At 68.4% G+C, this 23,615-nt stretch carries 17 protein-coding genes; 2 read left to right on the forward strand and 15 right to left on the reverse strand.

Annotation, left to right across the window (positions count from 1 at the left end; translation table 11 throughout):
• Window positions 1-151 precede the first annotated feature (151 nt).
• Entirely contained in the window at window positions 152-562 is a 411-nt protein-coding gene (locus tag HNQ58_RS04355; RefSeq protein WP_183947562.1) for a nuclear transport factor 2 family protein, read from the reverse strand.
• Window positions 563-686: 124 nt separating this feature from the next.
• Between HNQ58_RS04355 and HNQ58_RS04360 the strand changes: the two genes are divergently transcribed.
• Window positions 687-2,378, forward strand: coding sequence for a long-chain fatty acid--CoA ligase (locus HNQ58_RS04360; protein WP_183947563.1), 1,692 nt, complete (start codon window positions 687-689; stop codon window positions 2,376-2,378).
• A 37-nt stretch (window positions 2,379-2,415) separates the two neighbouring features.
• Here HNQ58_RS04360 and HNQ58_RS04365 read toward each other — a convergent pair whose 3' ends face one another.
• Window positions 2,416-2,760, reverse strand: a complete 345-nt coding sequence (locus tag HNQ58_RS04365) for a PilZ domain-containing protein (RefSeq protein WP_183947564.1) — start codon at window positions 2,758-2,760, stop codon at window positions 2,416-2,418.
• Between the two features lie 225 nt (window positions 2,761-2,985).
• Between HNQ58_RS04365 and HNQ58_RS04370 the strand changes: the two genes are divergently transcribed.
• Window positions 2,986-3,876: a crotonase/enoyl-CoA hydratase family protein gene (locus HNQ58_RS04370; protein ID WP_183947565.1), complete on the forward strand. Its 891-nt coding sequence runs from the start codon at window positions 2,986-2,988 to the stop codon at window positions 3,874-3,876.
• Window positions 3,877-3,879: 3 nt separating this feature from the next.
• Here the strand turns inward: HNQ58_RS04370 and HNQ58_RS04375 are convergent, their stop codons facing one another.
• The 13 genes from HNQ58_RS04375 to dnaJ all read right to left on the reverse strand — a co-directional run bounded on the left by HNQ58_RS04375 (window position 3,880) and on the right by dnaJ (window position 23,594).
• Window positions 3,880-6,024: an ATP-binding protein gene (locus tag HNQ58_RS04375; RefSeq protein WP_183947566.1), complete on the reverse strand. Its 2,145-nt coding sequence runs from the start codon at window positions 6,022-6,024 to the stop codon at window positions 3,880-3,882.
• Between the two features lie 33 nt (window positions 6,025-6,057).
• Window positions 6,058-7,155, reverse strand: coding sequence for an HD-GYP domain-containing protein (locus tag HNQ58_RS04380; RefSeq protein WP_183947567.1), 1,098 nt, complete (start codon window positions 7,153-7,155; stop codon window positions 6,058-6,060).
• Between the two features lie 164 nt (window positions 7,156-7,319).
• Entirely contained in the window at window positions 7,320-8,831 is a 1,512-nt protein-coding gene (gene lysS, locus HNQ58_RS04385) for a lysine--tRNA ligase (protein ID WP_183947568.1), read from the reverse strand.
• 107 nt (window positions 8,832-8,938) lie between these two features.
• Window positions 8,939-10,064, reverse strand: a protein-coding gene (gene prfB / locus HNQ58_RS04390; RefSeq protein ID WP_183947569.1) for a peptide chain release factor 2 whose coding sequence is annotated in 2 segments (ribosomal slippage) — window positions 8,939-9,988 and window positions 9,990-10,064 — 1,125 coding nt in all. Because the reading frame shifts where the segments join, the coding sequence is not laid out codon by codon here.
• Between the two features lie 135 nt (window positions 10,065-10,199).
• Complete coding sequence (recJ, locus tag HNQ58_RS04395) at window positions 10,200-11,924, reverse strand: single-stranded-DNA-specific exonuclease RecJ (RefSeq protein WP_183947570.1); 1,725 nt, start codon at window positions 11,922-11,924, stop codon at window positions 10,200-10,202.
• On the reverse strand, window positions 11,921-12,874 hold the full coding sequence (locus tag HNQ58_RS04400) for a phosphoglycerate mutase (RefSeq protein ID WP_183947571.1): 954 nt from the start codon (window positions 12,872-12,874) through the stop codon (window positions 11,921-11,923). Before HNQ58_RS04400 ends, recJ begins: the two co-directional genes overlap by 4 nt.
• 166 nt (window positions 12,875-13,040) lie before the next feature.
• Window positions 13,041-13,505 (reverse strand): transcription elongation factor GreA, encoded by a 465-nt coding sequence (gene greA / locus HNQ58_RS04405; protein ID WP_484573258.1) that lies wholly within the window; start codon window positions 13,503-13,505, stop codon window positions 13,041-13,043.
• Window positions 13,506-13,513: 8 nt separating this feature from the next.
• Window positions 13,514-16,756, reverse strand: coding sequence for a carbamoyl-phosphate synthase large subunit (carB, locus tag HNQ58_RS04410; RefSeq protein WP_183947573.1), 3,243 nt, complete (start codon window positions 16,754-16,756; stop codon window positions 13,514-13,516).
• A gap of 134 nt (window positions 16,757-16,890) precedes the next feature.
• Complete coding sequence (locus HNQ58_RS04415) at window positions 16,891-18,819, reverse strand: S9 family peptidase (protein ID WP_183947574.1); 1,929 nt, start codon at window positions 18,817-18,819, stop codon at window positions 16,891-16,893.
• Between the two features lie 23 nt (window positions 18,820-18,842).
• The gene (gene carA / locus HNQ58_RS04420; RefSeq protein ID WP_183947575.1) at window positions 18,843-19,967 is read right to left on the reverse strand and encodes a glutamine-hydrolyzing carbamoyl-phosphate synthase small subunit; all 1,125 of its coding nucleotides are present in this window, start codon (window positions 19,965-19,967) and stop codon (window positions 18,843-18,845) included.
• A 169-nt stretch (window positions 19,968-20,136) separates the two neighbouring features.
• Complete coding sequence (gene dapB / locus HNQ58_RS04425) at window positions 20,137-20,865, reverse strand: 4-hydroxy-tetrahydrodipicolinate reductase (RefSeq protein WP_183947576.1); 729 nt, start codon at window positions 20,863-20,865, stop codon at window positions 20,137-20,139.
• A 78-nt stretch (window positions 20,866-20,943) separates the two neighbouring features.
• Window positions 20,944-22,305: a diguanylate cyclase domain-containing protein gene (locus HNQ58_RS04430; protein WP_183947577.1), complete on the reverse strand. Its 1,362-nt coding sequence runs from the start codon at window positions 22,303-22,305 to the stop codon at window positions 20,944-20,946.
• Between the two features lie 164 nt (window positions 22,306-22,469).
• Window positions 22,470-23,594 (reverse strand): molecular chaperone DnaJ, encoded by a 1,125-nt coding sequence (gene dnaJ / locus HNQ58_RS04435; RefSeq protein ID WP_183947578.1) that lies wholly within the window; start codon window positions 23,592-23,594, stop codon window positions 22,470-22,472.
• Window positions 23,595-23,615 lie beyond the last annotated feature (21 nt).

A 23,615-nucleotide genomic window follows, 5' to 3' on the forward strand; every position in this document is an offset into this window, starting at 1 on the left:
CACAGCGCTCGGGCGCTCGGCGGCGCGCGAACCGGTGGTTCGCAAACGCAAGAAGCGGGAGAGAGCATCGGTTCGTCGAAGCCGCTCTTCGCTCACTTCTCACTCCTCCCCACTCACTCCCCGCTTCCGGGTCGCGGCTCCTGCCGCCGCGTCACAATTTCGCCTGCCAGACCGCGCTGACCAAGCGCCATCGGTCCCCGTCCAGCCGCCAGCCGGTGTCGACGTCGTAGAGCTGCCCGGTTTCGGGCAACAGGCCGCCAGCCCCGCCGGTCAGCACGACCGTGAAGCGCACCCGCGCCCGATCTCCGAAGAGCTCGACATTGAGCGGCCCCAGGTGCACCCCGATACTGGCGTGACGCAGAAACTGCAGGCGCGCCAGCCGCTGCAGGCCATCGCGGTCCAGTCCGCCGCTGCCGACGAAGTCCTCGGCCACCGGCCGCATCAGCGCGACGATGTCGCGCGACTCGACGGCCTGCTGCATCGCAGCAACGGTTTCCCGCAGCACGGCCTCCGGCTCGCTCTTCGCGCACGCTGCCGGGAGCAGCGCGCACAGCAGCAGCACACAGGCCCGGGCTGCCTTGCCGGCACTGGGGGGCTGTGGTCCAATCCGGTGAAGTACGGAGAAGACGAGACCGCGGGCACCATGCGCCACGCGGTACGACCAACGGGAGACGGAGGGAACAGGCATGAGCACGGATCGGCCCTGGCTGAGCAGTTATCCGCCCGGGGTGCCGGCGGAGGTGGATGTCGACGCGTACCGCTCGATCGTGGCGGTGTTCGAGGAGGCCTGCGCACGCTATCGCGACAGGCCCGCCTTCGCCAACATGGGGCGGTGCATCACCTACGGCGACCTCGATCGCATGAGCGCCGATTTCGCCGCCTACCTGATCCACGAGCTCAAGCTCAAGAAGGGCGATCGCGTCGCCCTGATGATGCCGAACATCCTGCAGTATCCGATCGCCATCTTCGGCGTCTTGCGCGCCGGCCTGACGGTGGTCAATACCAACCCGATGTACACCGCACGCGAGCTCAAGCACCAGCTGGTCGACTCCGGTGCCGCGGCCATCGTCGTGCTCGACAACTTCGCGCACGTCGTCGAGCAGGTGCTCGCGGAAACCCAGGTAAAACAGGTGATCACCACCGGCGTCGGTGATCTTCTGGGCTTCCCCAAGGGCCCGCTGGTCAACTTCGTGCTCAAGTACATCAAGAAGGCGGTGCCCGACTTCGCGCTGCCCGGCGCCCAGCGCTTCGCCCAGACGCTCCAGCTCGGCGCGAAGCACCGCCTGCCGGCGGTCGATATCGAGCCGTCGGACATCGCCTTCCTGCAGTACACCGGGGGCACGACTGGCGTGGCAAAGGGCGCGATGCTGACGCACCGCAACCTGGTCGCCAACATGCAGCAAGCCTCGGCGTGGCTGGGCGCCGGGGTCGAGCCGGGCAAGGAGGAGATCATCACCGCCCTGCCGCTCTACCACATCTTCGCCCTGACCGCGAACTGCCTGGTGTTCATGAAGTTCGGCGGCCTGAACCACCTGATCACCAACCCGCGCGACATGCCCGGCTTCGTGAAGACGCTGCAGGGCATCCGCTTCACCGCCATCACCGGCGTGAACACGCTGTTCAACGGACTGCTCAACACACCCGGCTTCGACAAGTGCGACTTCTCGCGCCTGCATCTGACGCTCGGCGGCGGCATGGCCGTGCAGCGCGTGGTGGCAGAACGCTGGAAAAAGGTCACCGGCGTCACCCTGGTCGAGGCCTACGGCCTGACCGAGACTTCGCCCGCGGCGTGCATCAACCCGATGGATCTGGACGAGTACAACGGTTCGATCGGCCTCCCCATCCCATCCACCGAGGCCTGCATCAAGGACGACGACGGCCGGATGCTGCCTGTCGGCGAGGTCGGCGAGCTGTGCATCCGCGGCCCGCAGGTCATGGCCGGGTACTGGAATCGCCCGGAGGAAACCGCCAAGGCGATCGACCAGGACGGCTGGCTGCATACCGGCGACATGGCGAGGATGGACGAGAAGGGCTACTTCTACATCGTCGACCGCAAGAAGGACATGATTCTCGTCTCCGGCTTCAACGTGTATCCGAACGAGATCGAGGACGTGATCGCGCAGATGCCGGGCGTGCTCGAAGTCGCGGCCGTCGGCGTACCCGACGACAAGGCCGGCGAAGCGGTCAAGGTGGTGATCGTGAAGAAGGATCCCGCGCTCACCGCCGATCAGGTGAAGGCCTACTGCCGCGAGAACCTGACCGGCTACAAGCAGCCCAAATACGTCGAGTTCCGCAGCGAACTGCCCAAGTCGAACGTGGGCAAGATCCTGCGCCGCGAATTGCGCGACTCGGCCAAGACCGAAAGCCAGGCGGCCTGAGGCCCGGTGCCGGGGAGTCCTTCCCGGCCCGCGCCGCTCAGTCGAAGTCGTCGCGCAGCCGACCGAAGCGCCCGATCAGTTCACGCAGTTCCGCTTCCAGCGGCGGGCTGACGACGTCGAAGCGCAGCGCGACGTCGCCGTCGCCGACGCGCACCACGCGCGCGCGCAGTACAGCGGGCGTGGATCGCTCCGGACGCAGTTCCGCCTCCACGCGCTGTCCCACGCCCAGATCGAAGCCCACCGGGCGTTCGACCCGCATGCCGCTCAGGGAGATGTCCAGCACTTCGCTCTCCCAGTCCTTCACCGGCGTGCTGATGCGCAGTCCCGCCTTGAGCGTGCTGCGCGACTTGCGGACTCCCGGACGGGTGTGCTGGCTGGCCATGGCGTTCCTCGCACGCGGATGCGCTGGCAGGCATGGCCACAGTTCACCCACGTTCCCCGTGACAGGTCAAGCGCGGCGCCCGCCGGTGTGGTTCGGATGGCCATGCCGGGCGGAAAAAACGGCTTGCGTTTCAGGGGTGTAGACTCGAACGGCGCCTGTGCGCAGAGTCCACGCCAACGCGCCTCCAGGCGACAACCCTCCCACCGTTGTCCACAGGAGCGCACCATGAACCTGCATTCCATCGACCGCAACCACCCCATACCCCTGGTCCGCCATGAGGGCGAAGCCGGAGCGGACTGGTTGTACATGCATCACGCCACCCCGGGCAGCGGCGAAGCTTACCGTCCCTGCTTCTCCACCACCCTGCTGCATTCGCTGCGCCAGTGCCAGCAGCGCATCGCGGCGCAACTGGACGATCACCCGGAGATGCCGGGCGTCCACCATCTGGTCCTGGCCTCGGACGCCGACGTGTTCAACCTCGGCGGCGACCTCGACCTGTTCGTCCAGTTGATCCGCAGCGGCAATCGCGCCCGCCTGCTGGACTACGCGCGGCTGTGCGTCGAGGTGGCGTTCGCCTTCGCCCGGCTTGCCGGCGACCGCGTCCACAGCGTGGCCGTCGTGCAGGGCGACGCCCTCGGCGGCGGATTCGAGGCGGCCCTGTGCTGCCACACCATCATCGCCGAGGAAGGCACGGGCATGGGCTTTCCGGAGGTGCTGTTCGACCTGTTCCCGGGCATGGGCGCCTACACCTTCCTCAGCCGCCGGGTGACGCCGGTGCAGGCCGAGCGGATGATGCTGGACGGCCGCGTCTACTCCGCCGAGGAGCTGTGCCGGATGGGGGTGGTCGACCTGCTGGTGCCACGCGGCGAAGGTCTGAATGCCGCGCGCGAACTGATCCGCAAGCACCGTCGCATCGGCAACGCGCTGCGCTCGATGAACCAGGTGCGCGAGACTTGCCGTCCGGTCAGCCTCGACGAACTGCTGGCCGTGACCACCGGCTGGGTGGACGCGGCGATGCGGCTGAACGACCGCGCCCTGCAGACCATGGAGCGGCTGGTGCGTGCGCAGCTGCGCCGGAACACGACGGCGCCGCGCATGCTGCGCCAGACCGGCTGAGGCTCAGCGCGACTCGTTGCCGGGCTGGCTCTCCGGGGAACACACCCCGGAGAGCCGCTCGGCCTCGCGCCGGGCCAGGTCGGCGGTCACTTCCAGCAGGGTGTCGAGCCCGGACAGGCGCCGTCGCCACTCGGACGCGAGCACGGAATCACTGCAGCGCATGATCTCCGTGCTGCGCTCGACCAGGGCCTGGGCACCGAGGTTCTCGGCGATACCCTTGAGCGCGTGGCCTGCCTCGCGCATCCCGTCCCAGTGCGCGCCGTTGCCGGCGCGCTCGATGTCGGTCAGGCAGCGCGCGGCATCGCGCAGGCACTGGTCGACGAAGTCGTGCAGGAATCCTGCCCCCAGCCCCATGCCGGCCAACTCGATCAGGACATCCGGGCGCAGCGCCGGCGCATTCGCCGTTGCCGGCAGCATCGGCACCTGCTCGCCGCTGCCGGCCGCGATCTCGGCCAAGGCTTCCAGCAGCCGCGACACGACGACCGGCTTGGTCAGGAAAGCGAAGGCGCCGGCGGCCTCGGCCTGCTGAACGGCGTCCACGGTGGCGTCGGCACTGAGCACGATGATCGGCGTACGCGGCCTGCCCGCCTGCATGACGCGCGCCTGCTTGATGACGTCGAATCCGCTGATGCCGGGCATGTGCAGGTCGAGGATGACCGCATCCGGCGAGCTGTCCAGGATGCGGTCGAGGGCCTCCTCGCCATTCCCGGCGACCAGACAGGAGTGCCCGGCGCGGTTGAGCAGGCGCTCGAGCACCAGCCGATTGGCGGCCTGGTCGTCGGCGACCAGGATACGCAGCGGGCGCACGCGCGCGCGGTGGCGGACGAACGGATCATCGAAGGAGACGATCTTGTCCTCGGTCTGGGTTTCTGCGGGCGCGTTGCCGCCACGTGCGTGGCCGAACGGGATTTCCACCCGGAACACACTGCCGCCACCCGGGTTTTCGTCGACCCCGATACGTCCGCCGAGCAGCTCGGTCAGTGTCTTGGCGATGGCCGTGCCAAGACCGGTACCGCCATAGCGGCGGGTGATCCCGCTGTCGACCTGCTCGAACGGCTGGAAGATCCGTGCCCGATCCTCCGGCGCGATACCGATGCCGGTATCGCTGACCGTCATGCGAAGCCGAACTTCGCCGGGGTCGGTGGAAATGCGCTCGACATCGAGGCGCACGCTGCCCTCCGGAGTGAATTTCACCGCGTTGTGTAGCAGGTTGAGCAGGATCTGGGTGAGGTGACCGGCATCACCGTGCAGCATTGCCGGCACATCCTCCGCGACACGGACCTGGAACTCGAGCCCTTTGGCGGTCGCCTGCGGCTGCAGCATGGTGCGCAGGCGCCGGGTGAGGTCGCGCAGGTTGAAGTCGGCATCCTGACGGCGCAGCTTGCCGGCCTCGATGGCCGAAATGTCGAGCACGTCCTCGACCAGCAGCAGCAGAGTCTGCGCCGAGGTCTGGATCACCTCGGCGCACTCGCGCTGCTCGGGATTGAGCCGGGTCGAAGACAGCAACTCGGCCATGCCGATGATGCCGTTCAGCGGTGAGCGGAACTCATGACTCATGTTGGCGAGGAAGCGGCTCTTCGCCTCGTTGGCCCGCCGCGCCTCCTCGATCGCCGCACGCAGGCTGCGCAGCAAGCTAACCAGATAGCCGGGGATGGCGATCAGACCGATCAGCAGGCCCCAGGCCAGATGCGGATTGGCCTGCCAGTACGGGGTGACCAGGATCACGTAAAGAAAGCCGGCCACCGCCACGCCGACCGCACCGAACAGATATGCGGTGCCGTAGCGCAGGCCATTGCCGATGGCGACCCAGAGCGAGATCACGTACAGCGGCGCCAGCGTTGCGCCGCCGATGCTCATCAGTGCTGCCAGCGTGGCGTTGTCGGCGACGATGCCGACGATGCGGCGGGCGTGCGACACGCCGGGACGCAGGGCGATGCCGATCACGATACCGAGCCCGAGCAGGGTCTCGGCCAGGATGATGACGATGACGGCGCGATCCTGCGGATCGGCGAAGCCGTTGCCGATGCCCAGCGCGACCAGATAGGACAGGATCAGGAAGGCGATGACCAGGCGCACCAGCGCCTGGGCATGCTCACTGTCCGGCCTGTTGCGGAAGCGCTTGGCGAGCTCGGCGATTCGCGAAGGCATGGCTGCGCCGGCCCCGTCCCCGTGCTTCACTCTTCACTCGCCGCGCGCCGGTCCTGGCGGGAAGCTGGCCCGGATCTCGGCGAGTTGCGACTGCCGGCGGAGCAGGGCCTCGACCACCAGCGGATCGTACAGGCGGCCGGCCTCGCTGCGCAGGTGCTCCAGCGTGTCCTCCAGGCTGTGCGCATCCCGATACGGGCGTGGGGTGCTCATGGCGTCGAGCACGTCGGCGACGGCGACGATGCGGGCCGCGACCGGAATCGCCTCGCCGGCCAGCCCGTCCGGATAGCCGCTGCCGTCCCAGCGCTCGTGGTGGTGCAGCGCGATGATCGCGCCGGTCTGCACGAAACGGCTGCTGCTGTCCTTGAGGATCTCGTAGCCGAGTGTCGGATGCCGCATGACCACGGCGAATTCTTCACGGGTGAGCTTGCCGGGCTTGAGCAGGATGGCGTCGGGGATGCCGATCTGCCCGATGTCGTGCAGTGGTGCCGTCAGCTCGATCATCCGCACCTCGTCGTCGGGCAGGCGCATGGCCTCGGCGATCAGGCCGGCGTAGCGCGAGATCCGCTCCAGGTGCCCGGTATTCCCGCCGTCGCGGAACTCGGTGGCCTTGGCGAGCCGCGCCAGGATCTCGCGCTCGCGCTCCTCGATCTCGTGCATGCTGCTGAGCAGCTGGCGTTCGAGGGTGCGCGCCCTGCCCTGCAGCGTCTGCTGGCGCTGGCGCAGCTCCAGCAGATTGCGGCAGCGCTGGCGCAATTCGCGCGGGCGCACCGGCTTGACCAGGAAGTCGATCACGCCGGCTTCCAGCGCCGCCTGGCGGATCGGCTCGTCGCCGACCACCGTCACCAGCACGATCGGCACGTCGCGCTGGGTCAGCGGGCGGCGGAAGCGGCGGGCGAACTCCAGTCCGTCCATCTTCGGCATGCGGTAGTCGAGCAGCAGCAGGTCGGTGGGATTGTGCTGCGACCACAGCAGGGCCTCGACCGGATCACTGAAGTCGGCCACGGTGATCTCCGGACTGATGTCCTCGATCAGGGTCCGGTGCATCTTCCGCTGGGAAGGCTGGTCGTCGACGATCAGGACATGCACGCGGGACTCCGGCACACGGGCCATCGGCGCCGCCCATCGCGGCATCGGCAGCTTACTCCCGCAGCCCGGGCGGAATAAAGATGGTCGTTTCGGGACTCGGGAAAGCGCATCGAGACATCGTCATCCCGACCCGAGCCGGGCCCATGTTGCCCTGCGCTTTTCCGATTCCCGATTCCCGATTCCCGGTTTCCGGTTTCCGATGTTCCGCCTCAGCTCTCCGGCCGCATGTAGGGGAACAGCAGCACGTCGCGAATCGAGGCGCTGTCGGTGAACAGCATCACCAGCCGGTCGATACCGATGCCCAGGCCGCCGGTCGGCGCCATCCCGTATTCGAGCGCGCGGATGTAGTCGGCGTCGTAGTGCATCGCCTCGTCGTCGCCGCCCTCCTTCGCCGCCACCTGGGCGAGAAAGCGCTGGGCCTGGTCCTCGGCGTCGTTGAGTTCGGAGAAACCGTTGGCGATTTCCTTGCCGTTGATGAACAGCTCGAAGCGGTCGGTGATGCCCTTCTCGCTGTCGCTCTCGCGCGCCAGCGGGCTGACCTCGACCGGGTAATGGGTGATGAAGGTCGGCTGCTCCAGCCCGGCCTCGACGGTCTTCTCGAAAATCTCCAGCAACAGCTTTCCCCAGCCCCAGTCCTTCCCGACCGGAATGCCGAGTCGTTCGCAATGGCGCGCCAGCGCCCCGCGGTCGCGGCAGTCGGCCTCGGAAATCTCCGGGTTGTGATGGCGCACCGCCTCGTCCATCCGCCAGCGCCGGAACGCCGGTCCAAGGTCGATGGTGACACCTTCCCAGACGAGCCGCGTGGTGCCCAGCACCTGCATGGCCACGTCGCGGATCAGGTGCTCGGTCAGATCCATGATCTCGATGTAGGTGGCGTAGGCCTCGTACAGTTCGAGCATGGTGAACTCGGGGTTGTGCCGGGTCGACACGCCCTCGTTGCGGAAGTTGCGGTTGATCTCGTAGACGCGCTCGAAACCGCCCACCACCAGACGCTTCAGGTACAGCTCCGGCGCGACGCGCAGATACAGGTCCAGATCGAGCGCGTTGTGATGCGTCACGAACGGCCGCGCGGTGGCGCCGCCGGGGATGTACTGCATCATCGGCGTCTCGACTTCCATGAACCGGCGTGCGTCCAGCCAGTCCCGAATCGCACGGATGATTCGCGAGCGCCGGATGAACACCTCGCGCGACTCCGGCGACATGATCAGGTCGACATAGCGCTGGCGATAGCGCTGCTCGACGTCGGCCAGGCCGTGGAACTTGTCCGGCAACGGACGCAGCGACTTGGTCAGCAGACGCAGCGTGTCGGCCTGCACCGACAACTCGCCGGTGCGGGTACGGGTGAGTGTGCCGGTCACGCCGACGATGTCGCCCACATCCCAGGTCTTGAACGCGGCATAGGTGTCGCCCAGGGCATCGGCGGTCAGATACAGCTGGATCCGCCCGCTCATGTCCTGGATCTGGACGAAGCTGGCCTTGCCCATCACCCGCTTGGCCATCATGCGGCCGGCCAGTTGCACGCGGCGGCCGCTGGCGGCGAGTGCGTCGGCGGTCCAGCGATCACGGTCGACGAACTCGGCCTGCAGGTCGGCTGCGTAGTCGACACGCTTGAAGTCGTTGGGGAAGGCGACGCCCTGCTCGCGCAGCGCCTTGAGCTTGGCGCGGCGCTCGGCGATCAGGAAGTTCTCGTCGCTGGGCGAGTGTTCGGGCTTGTCGTTCATCCGGTGTCGGTCCGATAGAGTCGATCCGATGGCAGGGGCGGTTCAGCCGCAATCCGGTGACCGGCGACGCAGCCGGTCACGGCTGAAGCCGCTCCCGCAGGGCATGGTCAGGCGTCGATGCGTTTCGCGCCGGCCTCCAGGCCGGCCTTCAGACTGGCTTCGACGAACTCGTCGAGATCGCCGTCGAGCACTTTCTGGGTGTCGCTGCGCTCGATGCCGGTGCGCAGGTCCTTGATGCGGGACTGGTCCAGCACATAGTTGCGGATCTGGCTGCCCCAGCCGATGTCGGACTTGCTGGCCTCCAGCGCGTCCTTTTCGGCGTTGCGCTTCTGCATCTCCAGCTCGTAGAGCTTGGCTGCCAGCATCTTCATGGCACGGTCGCGGTTGGCGTGCTGGCTGCGTTCGGTCTGGCAGGCCACCACGATGCCGCTGGGCACATGGGTGATGCGCACCGCCGACTCGGTCTTGTTGACGTGCTGACCGCCGGCACCGGACGAGCGGTACACGTCGATCTTGAGGTCGGCCGGGTTGATCTCGATGTCGATGTCGTCATCGACCTCGGGTGAGACGAACACCGAAGTGAACGAGGTGTGGCGGCGGTTGTCGGAATCGAACGGCGACTTGCGTACCAGCCGGTGCACGCCGGTCTCGGTCTTGAGCCAGCCGTAGGCGTACTCGCCCTCGACGCGGAAGGTGGCCGACTTGATGCCGGCGACTTCGCCGCCGCTGACTTCGAGCAGCTCGGTCTTCCAGCCGCGTGACTCGCACCAGCGCAGGTACATGCGCAGCAGCATCTCGGCCCAGTCCTGGGCCTCGGTGCCACCGGCGCCGGCCTGGATGTCGACGAAGGCGTTGGCGCTGTCCATCTTGCCGGAGAACATGCGCTGGAATTCCAGCTTCTCGACATCACGGGCATAGCGCTCGACATCGTCGACCACCGCCTGCGCGGTTTCCTCGTCGTTCTCGGCCTCGGCCAGTTCGAGCAGTTCGTCGGCGCCGGCCAGCCCCTCGGTGAGGCTGCGGATGCCGCCGACGATCTTGTCGAGCATGGATCGCTCGCGACCCAGCGCCTGGGCCCGTTCGGGCTCGTTCCAGATGCTCGGGTCTTCGAGTTCCCGGTTCACTTCTTCGAGGCGCTCGACCTTGCCATCGAAGTCAAAGATACCCCCTCAGCGCATCCAGCCGACTGCGCAGGTCGGCGATGCGCTGACGGACGGGATTGAGCTCGATCATGAGTTCTTCGGTCCGTGATGGTGCGGTGCGGAAAGACCGCGCAGCATAGCAAACACCGGCGGGCTGCTGCAGCAGCGGCGCCCGCCGCGACCGCAAGCACCATGATGGATCCGGTCCGCTCGCGGCTCGCGCTGCCTACGCGACGGGTTCGAGGTGACGGACGAGCAACTGGATGTCACGCCGGCCACGGAAGTCGTCCAGCTCCAGCTGATAGGCCAGCCGCAGCCGGCCCGGCGGCGGTGTGCCCGTCCAGCCGCCAAAGTGGATCGCCTGCAGGGGCTCGCGGCGGCCCTCGGCCAGCACGGTCAGCTTCAGGTGGCGCTCGCCCAATACGCGGAAGTCGAGCAGTTCGAAGTCGTTGTCGAATACCGGCTCGGGGAAACCCTGCCCCCACGGCCCGGCCAGCCGCAGGGCCTCGGCCAATTCGCGGCCGAACTCGTCGCCGGCGAGCGGGCCGTCGCTGGCGATCTCGCGCAACAGCAATGCCTCGTCGAGACTGGCACGGACCTGCGCCTCCAATGCGCTGCGGAACGCATCCAGCCCGGTTCGCGGCAGGCTCAGCCCCGCCGCCATGGCATGGCCGCCGAACTTGCCGATCAGCCCCGGGTGGCGGGCATCGACCGCGGCCAGTGCATCGCGGATGTGCAGGCCGGGAATCGAGCGCGCCGAGCCACGCAGCAGGTCGCTGCCCTCGTCGGCCGGCGCGAACGCCACCACCGGCCGGTGCAGCCGGTCCTTCAGCCGCGAGGCGACCAGCCCGACCACGCCAGGATGCCAGCCGGCGTCGAACAGGCTCAGCACCGGCGGCAGCGCGCCATCCGGCGCCGGCCAGCGGGCGACCAGAGCATCGGCCTCGTCCACCATCTGCTGTTGCAGGCCCTTGCGCTCGGCGTTGATGCCGTCCAGCACCTCGGCCAGGTGGCGGGCGCGGGCCGGATCGTCGCTGAGCAGGCATTCGATGCCCAGCCCCATGTCCTCCAGCCGGCCGGCGGCGTTGATGCGCGGGGCCAGTGCGAAGCCGATGTCGCTGGCGGTGAGCCGGTCCAGCCGTCGCTGCGACACCTCGGCCAGCGCACGCAGTCCGGGCTGGCACTGCCCCTGCCGCAGTCGCTTGAGGCCGGCCGACACCAGCAGGCGGTTGTTGTAGTCCAGCGGCACCAGGTCGGCGACCGTGCCGACGGCGACCAGATCGAGCAAGGCGGACAGATCGGGTTCGCCGCCGGCGAACAGGCCGGCCTCGCGCATGCACCGGCGGGTGGCCAGCAGCAGGTAGAACACCACGCCGACGCCGGCCAGCGCCTTGCTCGGGAAGGCGTCACCCTCCAGGTTCGGGTTCACGATCGCATCGGCCGCGGGCAGCCGCGGCCCGGGCAGGTGATGATCGGTCACCAGCACTTGCCAGCCGCGCGCCTTGGCCGCCGCCACGCCGGCCAGGCAGGCGATGCCGCTGTCCACCGTCAGCAGCAGGTCCGGCGCAGTCGGCGCGATCGCCTCGACCAGCGCCGGAGACAGGCCATAGCCGTGTTCGATCCGGTGCGGCACGCGGAACGACACCCGGCGCGCGCCGAGCAGCCGCAGACCGCGCACCGCCACCGCCGTGCCGGTGGCGCCGTCGCAGTCGAAGTCGCCGGCCACGACGATGTGGCGGTTCTCGCGGATCGCCGCCATCAGCAGCTCGGCCGCGCGGTCGATGCCGCCGAGCAGTTCCGGCGCGAGCAGGCGGGCGAGCCGCAGTTCGGCCTGCTCGGGCGAGGTCACGCCACGGGCGGCGTAGATGCGTTGCAGCACGGGCGGCACGTGACCCGGCCACGGGCCGTGGGCGGGGACCTCGCGGCGGCGGATGCGCGGCGCGGGGATCATCCGGCCAATGTCGCCGGCCGGCGCCAGATGCGCCAGCGCTGCCCGCCCGTCAACCGCCAGGCGGCACCGTCGGCGAAGTCGAGCACGAGTTCGGACACCGCCTTGCCGAGCGCACGCTGCGCCGGCGCCAGCCAGTCGCGCTCGAGCGCGGCGAGATCGCGCTGGCCGCGCAGATCGACCAGCACCTCACCGGCCACATCGCCGGCCACGTCGGCCAGCGCGGCGAAGGCCGCCGGCAGCGCGGCTGCCCTGACGCCGGCCAGCCGCGCAAAGCCGGCCAGTTGCGCTTCGCGGGTGAACACGGCGGTGGCCGCGAGTTCCACATGGTCCGGCAGCACGCCACCGCCCCAGAACCACAGGCTGTTGACCGGCAGCTTGCCGGCAGCGACCCGCCCGGCATTGCGCGGATGGTTGTGGAGGATGACCTGCGCCTCGTTGAGCAATGCGCGCCAGCGTCGGCCGCCGTCGCCCGCCGGCAGGTGATCGCAGAGGTCGTCGCCGAGCACGTCTTCCGGCTCGGCGAAAGGCGGCAGCCGCGCCTCGCGCGGCAGCATCAGGTACCAGCGGTCGGGCACCGGCGCCGAGATCGGATAGCCGGCATCACCGAACAGCGGCATGAGTGGACGCAGGAAGTCCTGCGCCTCCTCCAGGCTCAGGTCGAGATCGCCGCAGGCGAGCATGCGTCCGGTGCCGATGTCGGCGCGCACGTGTGCCGGATCGGCGCGAAGCCAGGCATTGAGCGCCGCATCGCCGGCATCGAGCTGCCGCGTGACCGCCGCCACTGGCCAGCCGCGCGGCAACACCCCGATGTGGCGCTGCAACTGCGCCCGCCAGCCGCCCTGCCCATCCGGCAGCCGGTCGCCCCGCCCGAGCGCCTTGCCCAGCCCGGCCGGCAGCGGCTGGCCGTCGAAGCGACTGCGGGGCGGCAGGAGCAGCGTGAGTGCGGACATCGCTTGGGGTTCCTGTGGCGCCTTCGGAGCGGTCGGGCCAGTCATCCCGGCGGGCACCGGGGCCGGCATCGCCCCGGCCTCCGGAGCCACGACACTGTTTTTCTGGCTGGCACGGAGAGGGCGCCGCCTCGATGCTCTTTGATGCTCTTTGCCCGAGCCCCGGTTTTCAACCCTCGTAACGCACGCCCACGATCTCGTACTCGCGGATGCCGCCCGGCGCCTGGATGGTCACGCTGTCGCCCTCATGCTTGCCGATCAGCGCGCGCGCCACCGGTGAGGAAATCGAGATCAAGCCTTCCTTGATGTCGGCTTCCAGGTCGCCGACGATCTGGTAGGTCACCTCCTCGCCGGTCTCGGTATCGGCGAGATCGACGGTCGCGCCGAAGACGATGCGGCTGCCGGCGTTGAGCTTGCTCAGGTCGATGATCTGGGCGTGCGAGAGCGTGCCCTCCAGCTCCAGGATCCGCCCCTCGATGAAGCCCTGCTGCTCGCGCGCGGCGTGGTACTCGGCGTTCTCCTTGAGATCACCGTGCGCGCGCGCCTCGGCGATCGCCTCGATCACCCGCGGCCGCTCCACCGACTTGAGCCGTTCCAGTTCTTCGCGCAGGCGTTGTGCGCCGCGCATGGTCAGCGGATACCTCATGCCTTCAACTCCCTGTGCAGCTCCTGCAGCGACCAGACCTCGCCCTGGCCGCGGTAGTCCAACGAGTGGATCAGCGCGCGGGCGCCGGCGATCGTCGTCGAGTACGTCACCCGCTGCTGTAGTGCCTCACGGCGGATCGAGAACGAGTCGGCGATGGCCTGGCGGCCTTCGGTGGTGTTGACGATGTAGACGATCTCGCCGTTCTTGATCAGGTCGACGATGTGCGGGCGCCCCTCGATCACCTTGTTGACCTGCTCGCAGGCCAGACCGTGCTCGCGCAGGAAGGCGGCGGTGCCGGCGGTGGCGACCAGACTGAAACCGCGCTCGACCAGTGCCTGCGCCACCGGCAGCAGGCGCCGCTTGTCCGGATCACGCACCGACAGGAAGGCCTTGCCGACCGCCGGCGCCCTGATGCTGGCCGCCTCCTGGGCGCGCGCGAAGGCCGCACCGAAGCCGCGGCCGACGCCCATCACCTCGCCGGTGGAACGCATCTCCGGGCCCAGGATCGGGTCGACGTTCTGGAACTTGGCGAACGGGAAGATCGCCTCCTTCACCGAATGGTAGGACGGCACGATCTCGCGGGTGGCGCCCTGCGCGGCCAGCGACTTGCCGACCATGCAGCGCGCGGCGATCTTGGCCAGTGGCCGTCCCGTGGCCTTGGAGACGAACGGCACCGTGCGCGAGGCGCGCGGATTCACTTCCAGCACGAAGATCTCCTCCTTGCCGGACTCGTCGATCTGGATGGCGAACTGGGTGTTCATCAGGCCGACGACCTTGAGCTCACGCGCCATCATGGTCACCTGCTCGCGCAGCCGGTCCTGCACGTCCGCACCCAGCGAATACGGCGGCAGCGAGCAGGACGAGTCGCCGGAATGCACGCCAGCCTCCTCGATGTGCTCCATGATGCCGCCGATCAGCACGTTGCCTTCGGCATCCGCCACCACGTCGACATCGACCTCGACGGCGTTGTCGAGGAAGCGGTCGAGCAGTACCGGCGAATCGTTCGACACCTTCACCGCGTCGCGGATGTAGCGCGACAGGTCGGCGTCGGAATAGACGATCTCCATCGCCCGCCCGCCAAGCACGTAGCTCGGGCGGACGACCAGCGGGTAGCCGATCTCGCGCGCCAGCGCCAGCGCCTCGTCCGGGTTGCGGGCGGTGCGGTTGGGCGGCTGGGTGAGGCCGAGCTTGCGGATCATCTTCTGGAAGCGCTCGCGGTCCTCGGCCAGGTCGATCGAATCCGGCGAGGTACCGATGATCGGCGCCCCGGCGGCTTCCAGCGCGCGCGCCAGCTTGAGCGGGGTCTGGCCGCCGTACTGCACGATCACGCCCCTGGGCTTCTCCAGCTCGATGATCTCCATCACGTCCTCGAACGTCAGCGGCTCGAAGTACAGACGGTCGGAGGTGTCGTAGTCGGTGGAGACGGTTTCCGGGTTGCAGTTGACCATGATGGTCTCGAACCCGTCCTCGCGCAGTGCCAGCGCGGCGTGCACGCAGCAGTAGTCGAACTCGATGCCCTGGCCGATGCGGTTGGGGCCGCCGCCGAGCACGACGATCTTCTGCCGGTCGCTGGGCGCGGCCTCGCACTCGTCCTCGTAGGTCGAATACATGTACGCGGTGCTGGTGGCGAACTCGGCCGCGCACGAATCCACCCGCTTGTAGACCGGGCGGATGCCGAAGGCGTGGCGCAGTGCGCGCACCGCCTGCTCGTCGGTGCCGCACAGCTGCGCCAGGCGCGCGTCGGAAAAGCCCTTGCGCTTGAGCGTGCGCACGAAGGCCTTGTCCAGGCCGGCGAGGCCGCGCTGGGCGACTTCACGCTCGATCTCCACCAGTTCCTCGATCTGGTCGAGGAACCAGGGATCGACGAAGCTCAGCGCGTGCACCTCCTCCACCGTCATGCCGGCGCGGAAGGCGTCGGCGAGGTAGAAGATGCGCTCGGGACCGGCCTCCTTGATCTCGCGGCGCAGCGCCACCAGGCCGTCCTCACTGGACAGGTCCAGGCCGGTCGGATCCAGGCCGACCTTTCCTGTCTCCAGACCGCGCAGGGCCTTCTGCATCGACTCCTGGAAGGTGCGACCGATCGCCATCACCTCGCCCACCGACTTCATCTGCGTGGTCAGGCGCGAATCGGCGGCCGGGAACTTCTCGAACGCGAAACGCGGGATCTTGGTGACCACGTAGTCGATGGCCGGCTCGAAGCTCGCCGGCGTGGCACCGCCGGTAATCTCGTTGCGCAGCTCGTCGAGGGTGTAGCCGACGGCGAGCTTGGCCGCGACCTTGGCGATCGGAAACCCAGTGGCCTTGGACGCCAGCGCCGAGGAGCGCGACACGCGCGGGTTCATCTCGATGACCACCACGCGCCCGTTGTGCGCGTTGATGCCGAACTGCACGTTGGATCCACCGGTGTCGACGCCGATCTTGCGCAGCACGGCGATCGATGCGTCGCGCAGGCGCTGGTATTCCTTGTCGGTGAGCGTCTGCGCCGGGGCGACGGTGATCGAGTCACCGGTGTGCACGCCCATCGGGTCGAAATTCTCGATCGAGCAGACGATGATGCAGTTGTCCGCCTTGTCGCGGACCACCTCCATCTCGTATTCCTTCCAGCCGAGCACGGATTCCTCGACCAGCACCTCATGCACCGGCGACAGCTCGAGGCCGCGCTTGACGATCTCCTCGAACTCCTCGCGGTTGTAGGCGATGCCGCCGCCGGAGCCGCCAAGAGTGAAGCTCGGACGGATGATGGTCGGGAAGCCGACCCTGGACTGGATCTCCAGCGCCTGCTCGAAGCTGCGCGCGATCTCGGCACGCGGGCACTCCAGCCCGATCTCCTGCATGGCGACGCGGAACAGCTCGCGGTCCTCGGCCATGCGGATGGCCTCGCGCGAGGCGCCGATCAGCTCGACGCCGTACTTGTCCAGCACGCCGTGGTCGGCCAGGTCGAGCGCGCAGTTGAGCGCGGTCTGGCCGCCCATGGTCGGCAGCAGCGCGTCGGGTTTTTCCTTGGCGATGATCTTCTCGACCGTCTGCCAGTTGATCGGCTCGATGTAGACCGCATCGGCCGTTTCCGGGTCGGTCATGATCGTCGCCGGGTTGGAGTTCACCAGCACGACGCGGTAACCCTCGGCCTTCAGGGCCTTGCACGCCTGCGCGCCGGAATAGTCGAACTCGCAGGCCTGGCCGATCACGATCGGGCCGGCGCCGATGACGAGGATGGTCTGGATGTCGGTGCGTTTGGGCATCGTGAAGTGGCTCAGCGGCGGGAGGTCGACTGGAAACGGGATCGGGCCAGTGGCGCGGCAGGTGATGTCCTGGTCAGGGGCCAGTCACGGGCGGCCGGAGCGCGGCAGCGGAAAAAGACTGGCTCCCCGGCAGCTCATGGTGCAACGGCCGCTTCGCGCGACGGTCCGATATGACGATCAAGAAAGGCCTGCAGCTCGGTGTAGAGCTCGACACGGTTGTCGAGATCGTAGAAGCCATGCCCTTCTCTACGCTGGACGATGACCTTTTCGGGTGAGCGGCCGGACTTTTCCATCTGAGAGATCAGGAACTGCATCTGCTCGATCGGCACACGCTGGTCGCGGGCGCCGTGAACGAGCATGACCGGCACCTTGATGCGCTCGACATTGAAGGCCGGGGACTGGGCCTGCTGTTCGGCGCGGTCAGCGGGCAGCACCCGGCGCAGGTAGTTGCGTCCGGAAGCCGACTGCGGGATATCTCCGCGCTGGAACATCATTGGCAAGCTGTAGACGCCGACGTAGCCGATCGCGCAACGATAGAGCTCGGGTTCCCGCACCACGCTCATCAGCGCGGCATAGCCTCCGTAGCTCGCTCCGTAGATGCAGATCCGTCCGGGGTCGGCGATACCCAAACCGGTGATCCAGTTCACCGCGTCGGTCAGGTCGTCCTGCATCTCACGACCCCAGCGCTTGAAGCCCTTGGCCATGAATGCCTGACCGTAGCCTCCGGAACCACGATAGTTGACCTGCAGCACGGCGTAGCCACGGCTGGCAAGGAACTGTGCTTCCGGATCGAAACCCCAGACATCGCGAGGCCCATGGGGTCCGCCGTGGACCAGCATCACCAGCGGCAGATTTTTCGGCTCGACCTGATTGGGCACGGTCAGATAGGCATTGATCTCCAGCCCGTCGCGCGCGGTGAAGCGCACTGGCCGCATCCGCGCCATCTGCTCGGGGCGGATCCAGCTGCGATTGGCCAGCAGGAAGGTGGCCTTGCCGGCCTGACGGTCGAACAGGTAGTAGGCTCCCGGATCGACATCGCTGTAGGTCCGGAACAGCACCAGGTTGCCGTCCGCAGAGAGATTGCGGAACTCCACAGCATGATCCGGGAAGGCCGATATCAGCCTGGTGAGGGTGCGTGCTTCGGGATGGTTTTCTTCGAGGATGTCGTACACCGGCCGGTGCGGCTGGTAGCGCACCGCCAACAGGTGCCGGCCATCCCCACTGGTCACGAACCCGTCCGGCGAAGCGACCTCGTCGTGGGAAAGCACGGTCTCCTCACCGCTCTCCGGATCGAACAGCATGATCCGCTCCGGCTCGCCGCGGTCACTGACGGCGAAGTAAACCCGGCGATTGTCGGCATGGAAGCCGAGCGGCCTGCGCTGCCCGCCGCCTTCGCGGGTTTCATGCACCAGGGTCCAGGCGTCCTCCTCCCGGCGCAGCGTGCGGATACGGCGGTCTTTCATCATGCCGACCACATAGCGCACGTTGCCCTCGTGATCGAGCACGAAAGACCCTTGGTCCAGCGGCGCACTGGCTACCGTGATGGTGCGGCCGGTACGGCTGTCGAGCTTGAACAGGAAAGCATTGTTGATCGAACGCTGCACCCAGACCATGCCCGGCTCGTCCCGCACCCGGTCCAGGATCTGGTAGTAGTTGCCGTTGGGGATGTCGATGCGCTGCGTGCCGTCGATGTTGGAGGCATACATGTCGCCTGGCATGACCCGGTAATCGAGACTGCCGAGCTTGATGGAGGCGCGGAACAGGATGCGCTCATCATTGACCCAGAACACGTTCTCGATGTGCCGGTTCGAGCCATAGTCCCATTTGCCGACGATCTGCTTGTCGGCCACCCGCAGTACGGCCAGCAGGGTGCGATCGCCCTCCGGGACGGTGACGGCAATGTGGCGCCCATCCGGCGAGAGCGTGACGTTGGTGAATTCGGCATGACGGAAGAAGTCCGCCGCCGGAACCTGCGGCGTCGATGGCACTGTCGCCGATGCAACTGCCGTGACTGGTGAGATCAGGCCGAGCGCGGCGACGAGTGCAATCATGGCCCTGAACATGGGTTTCCCTCCTCTGCAAGTGGTCAGGCCCGCCGCAGCAAGGCCACGAAGCGGTCGAACAGTGACGCCACGTCGTGCGGGCCGGGGCTGGCTTCCGGATGCCCCTGGAAGCTGAAGGCCGGCGCGTCGGTGAGCGCGATGCCCTGGTTGGAGCCGTCGAACAGCGAGCGGTGGGTGACGCGCACGTTGGCCGGCAGGGTCGATTCGTCGATGGCGAAGCCGTGGTTCTGGCTGGTGATCATCACCCGGCCCGAATCCAGGTCGATCACCGGGTGGTTGGCGCCGTGATGGCCGAACTTCATCTTCATCGTGCGCGCGCCGACGGCCAGGCCGAGCAACTGGTGGCCGAGACAGATGCCGAAGATCGGGATGCGCCTGGCCAGGATCTCGCGGATGGCGGCGATGGCGTAGTCGCAGGGCTCCGGGTCGCCGGGGCCGTTGGACAGGAACACGCCATCGGGTTGCAGGGCGAGCACCTCGCTGGCCGGCGTCTGCGCCGGCACCACGGTGATCGCGCAGCCGCGCTCGGCCAGCATGCGCAGGATGTTGCGCTTGACGCCGAAGTCGTAGGCGACCACGCGGAAGCGCGCATCGGCACGGACGAACTCGCCGCGGTCGAGGTCGAGCTGGCCCTCGTCCCAGGTGTAGCGGCGGGTGGTGCTGACCACCTTGGCCAGATCCATGCCCTTGAGGCCGGGGAACTTGCGGGCGGCCTCGATGGCCCGCTCGGCATCGACCGCCGGGCCAGCCATCAGCGCACCGCTCTGCGCTCCGCGGTCGCGCAGCAGGCGTGTCAGTCTGCGGGTGTCGATGCCGGCGATGGCGACCACGCCGCGCTCGGCCAACCAGGCCGGGAGCGCGACCCGGCTGCGCCAGTTGCTCGGCCGGCGCGGCACGTCGCGCACGATCAGGCCAGCCGCGAAGACCTCGCCGGATTCGTCGTCCTCCGGGTTGCAGCCGGTGTTGCCGATGTGCGGATACGTGAGAGTGACGAGCTGCCGGGCGTAGGAGGGATCGGTCAGGATCTCCTGGTAGCCGGTCATGGCGGTGTTGAACACCACTTCGCCGACGCTCAGGCCGGGCGCGCCTGCGGAAACGCCCTCGAACACGGTGCCGTCTTCGAGGGCCAGGAGTGCGGGATGGGTCACGTAAGGTCTCGCCTTGGGTGGGGGCCGCGCCTCGCGGAGGTCTGCACTGGATGTGCGAAGACCCGCGGACGCGGCATCCAGGGCCGGCCCGTGCGGGCGGTAGCGGGGTATCAGGCGAGCGGGAATTCTATCCGTGCCGGCTGCTTCGCGCCAGTCTCGCAAGTCGGGTTCAGCGCCCGCCGGTGCCGAAGAGCAGGTCGGCGACGGCGTAACGACCCGGCGGCCGGCCGGCCAGCCGCAAAGAAGTTTCCAGCGCGCCGCGGGCGAAGATGTCGCGGTCGGTGGCGCGGTGGATCAGCTCCAGCCGCTCGCCCTGGCCGGCGAACTGCACCATGTGCTCGCCGACGATGTCGCCGGCGCGCAGCGAGGCGTAATGCGGCGCCCGGCCCCGCCCGTCGGCCACCGCCTGTCCCAGGTGCAGCGCCGTGCCCGAGGGCGCGTCCTGCTTGTGGACGTGGTGGACCTCGACGATGTTGCAGTCCCACGTCGGCAGCGCCGCGGCGGCGCGACGCACCAGCTCGGCCAGCACCGCGACGCCGAGACTGAAGTTGGCGGCCGACAGCACCGCGATGCGCGTGGCGGCGGCATCCAGGGCGGCGCGCTGCGGCGCCTCCAGGCCGGTCGTTCCCGATACCAGCGGACGGCCACGCCGCAGGCAGAGGTCGAGGATGGCGTCGAACCCCGCCGGCAGGCTGAAGTCGATCGCGACGTCGAAATCCGGCACCTCGGCCAGTTCGGCGGCGACGAATACCGGGTGCACGCCCAGATCCTCGCGCGGTCGCGAAGTCACGGCGGCGGCGAGAACGAAGCGCGGGTCGCCGGCAAGCAGACGCAGCAGCGCCCGGCCCATGCGGCCGGACGCGCCATGGATGAGAACACGGAGGGTTCGGTCGGTCATCCGCGGCACGCTAGCCGGCGCCGCCCCGACACGCAAGGGTGCGGGGAAAGCGGCGCGCGTGGCGGCGGAGAAAAGCCTTCATGACACCGGGGAGTCGACGGCCCAACCGTTCTTGCCGGCGGACTTGGCGCGATACATGGCGGCATCGGCCCGACGCATCAGTTCGCCGGGGCGGTCGCGACCGGCGACCGCACGCGCCAGACCGATGCTGAGGCCGATCCTGACCGTCTCGCCAGCGACCGGCACGGGCGCATCGAAGGCAGCCAGCAGACGCGAGCCGATCTGGTGCGCGGATTGTTCGTCCTCGTCCTCGATGATCAGCACGAACTCGTCGCCGCCGAGCCGGGCGACCGTATCGCCCTGGCGCAGCACCGACTGCAGGCGTCGCGCGACGACCCTGAGCACCTCGTCGCCCGCCGCGTGCCCCCAGGTGTCGTTGACCTGTTTGAAGCCGTCGAGGTCGACCATGGCCAGCCACAGACTGCGCGGTTTGCGCTGGATTCGCTGCAAGGCGACTTCCAGGCGATCCTCCATCAGCACGCGGTTGGGCAGTCCGGTGAGGTAATCGTGGAAGGCCAGCGCCCTGAGCCTCTGCGCCAGCTTGTGGGCCTCCAGCACGCCGGCCAGCATCTGCGCCAGCAGCCGCAACGCGACCAGGCAGTCCGAGTCCCATGTCACCGCCTGCCGCACCGCGTCGAAGCCGACGAAGCCACGCAGCCGCTGGCCGTGCCACATGGGCACCACCAGGACCGACTGGATGCCCTCACGCTCGAACTCGCGGCGCTCGCTGACGGCGTCGGGCGGCAGGTCGGCGACGCGATCGAGGCACATCGCCTCATCGCGCTGGAGCAGCGAAAACAGCCAGGGAAACACGTCGAGCGGGAGCCCCTGCAGGTTGTGCGACTCGCGGCTGACGCCCTCGGCCACCCATTCGTGCGTGTTGCTCTGGGTCTGCGCCTCGTAGTCGATGAGGAAGACGTAGGCCCGATCGATGCCGAAGAACCGCCCGAGCGCGCCAAGCGCGTCGTTCACGGCGGCATCGAGCTGGTCCGGCTCGGCCCGGATCAGCGAAGCCGACGCCGAGGTCACCAATTGCTCGAAGGCGAGCCGGCGTTGCAGGCGCTGCTCGACATGTTGCTGGCCGCTGCCCTCCCGGGCCAGTGCGATCCAGGTCCCGGGCGGACCTGCGGCTGCGATCGACAGTTCCACCAGCCGGCCGGGCAGGGGTTCCAGCCCGATCCTGACGGGCAGGCTGTCGGCCATGCGGGCCCGCTCGATCGCCGCGGCCAGCCCGCCCAGCGAGGCCAGTGCCGTGGCGGCCCCGGTCTGGCTGGCATCGCCGGGCAGACCCAGCAGATGGCGCGCCAATGCGTTGCAGGCCAGCAGTTCGCCCCCCTCGCCCAGCAGGAACGCCGCCTCGGGCAGGTCGGAGAGCGTCACGTGTTGTGTGGGGTCGCTCCGGGACGCTCGCCCGGCGCCACCCGGGACGCTCTGATCCATGGGCGCCACCCCACCCCTTCGCCGCCCGCGTCTGCGGGCCTGTCCCGGGGATGCGTCCCCGGACCATAGCAGACAGCCGCGGCCGGCCGCCAACGCGGCGCCGCTCAGGAGGTCATGCGCTCCCAGAACGACTTGACGCCATCGAGGAACGAACTGGACCTGGGCGAATGGCGGCTCGCCCGCTCGCCTTCGAAAGTGGCCTCGAATTCTTCCAGCAGGCGGCGCTGCTCGGCAGTGAGATTGACCGGCGTTTCCACCACCACCTTGCAGATCAGGTCGCCGGTGGTGCTGCTGCGGACCGAACGCACGCCCTTGCCGCGCAGGCGGAACAGCTTGCCGGTCTGGGTCTCGGGCGGCACGCGGACCTCCGCCTCGCCGTCGAGCGTGGGCACGGTCAGCGTGGCGCCCAGCGCGGCCTGCGAGAAACGCAGCGGCACCTCGCAGTACAGGTCGTCGCCGTCGCGCCGGAAGATGGGGTGTTCGCGGACACGTATCTCGATGTACAGGTCGCCCGCCGGCGCGCCAGCCGGGCCGGCCTCGCCCTCTCCGGCAAGGCGGATGCGGTCGCCGTTGTCGACCCCTGCGGGAATTTTCACCGACAGCGTCTTCTCGTCCTCGATCCGGCCGTTGCCGTGGCAGCTTCGGCAGGGATTGCTGATCACCTGGCCGCGACCGCCGCAGTGCGGGCAGGTCTGCTGGATCGAAAAGATGCCCTGCTGCAGGCGCACCCTGCCATGGCCACGGCAGGTCGGACAGGTGTGGGTCCTGCCGTCGGCCGAGCCGCTGCCGCCACAGGGTTTGCAGGCGACCAGGGTCGGCACCTCGATCTGCTTCTGGACGCCGGAGACGGCCTCTTCCAGGTCCAGCTCGAGCACGAAGCGCAGGTCGGCGCCGCGGCTGGGGCCGCGGCTTCGGCCGCCACCGAAGATGTCGCCGAAGATGTCGCCGAAGATGTCGCCGACATCGGCATAGCCCGCCCCCCCGGGACCATGCCCCATGCCGGCCTCGAAGGCGGCATGGCCGTGCTGGTCGTACATCCGGCGCTTGGCCGGATCGGACAGCACCTCGTAGGCCTCCTTGGCCTCCTTGAAGCTTTCCTCGGCCGCCTTGCTGCCCGGATTACGGTCCGGATGGAACTTCATCGCCAACCGGCGATAGGCCCTCTTCAGCTCATCGTCGCTGGCGCCGCGGCCGACGCCGAGGACTTCGTAGTAGTCGCGCTTGCTCATCGGTAGCGAGCCGTCAGCGGT

Origin of the sequence: Rehaibacterium terrae (assembly GCF_014202935.1) — a bacterium.
Lineage (GTDB): Bacteria > Pseudomonadota > Gammaproteobacteria > Xanthomonadales > Xanthomonadaceae > Rehaibacterium > Rehaibacterium terrae.

Excerpts from the sequence above, each read along its gene's own strand:
- HNQ58_RS04375 (WP_183947566.1), bottom strand. The coding sequence starts at position 6,024 with ATGCCTTCGCGAATCGCCGAGCTCGCCAAGCGCTTCCGCAACAGGCCG.
- HNQ58_RS04400 (WP_183947571.1), bottom strand. The coding sequence starts at position 12,874 with ATGTCCGCACTCACGCTGCTCCTGCCGCCCCGCAGTCGCTTCGACGGC.
- HNQ58_RS04415 (WP_183947574.1), bottom strand. The coding sequence starts at position 18,819 with ATGTTCAGGGCCATGATTGCACTCGTCGCCGCGCTCGGCCTGATCTCA.
- lysS (WP_183947568.1), bottom strand. The coding sequence starts at position 8,831 with ATGAACGACAAGCCCGAACACTCGCCCAGCGACGAGAACTTCCTGATC.
- carB (WP_183947573.1), bottom strand. The coding sequence starts at position 16,756 with ATGCCCAAACGCACCGACATCCAGACCATCCTCGTCATCGGCGCCGGC.
- dapB (WP_183947576.1), bottom strand. The coding sequence starts at position 20,865 with ATGACCGACCGAACCCTCCGTGTTCTCATCCATGGCGCGTCCGGCCGC.
- recJ (WP_183947570.1), bottom strand. The coding sequence starts at position 11,924 with ATGATCCCCGCGCCGCGCATCCGCCGCCGCGAGGTCCCCGCCCACGGC.
- dnaJ (WP_183947578.1), bottom strand. The coding sequence starts at position 23,594 with ATGAGCAAGCGCGACTACTACGAAGTCCTCGGCGTCGGCCGCGGCGCC.
- HNQ58_RS04380 (WP_183947567.1), bottom strand. The coding sequence starts at position 7,155 with ATGCCGCGATGGGCGGCGCCGATGGCCCGTGTGCCGGAGTCCCGCGTG.
- HNQ58_RS04365 (WP_183947564.1), bottom strand. The coding sequence starts at position 2,760 with ATGGCCAGCCAGCACACCCGTCCGGGAGTCCGCAAGTCGCGCAGCACG.
- HNQ58_RS04370 (WP_183947565.1), top strand. The coding sequence starts at position 2,986 with ATGAACCTGCATTCCATCGACCGCAACCACCCCATACCCCTGGTCCGC.
- HNQ58_RS04360 (WP_183947563.1), top strand. The coding sequence starts at position 687 with ATGAGCACGGATCGGCCCTGGCTGAGCAGTTATCCGCCCGGGGTGCCG.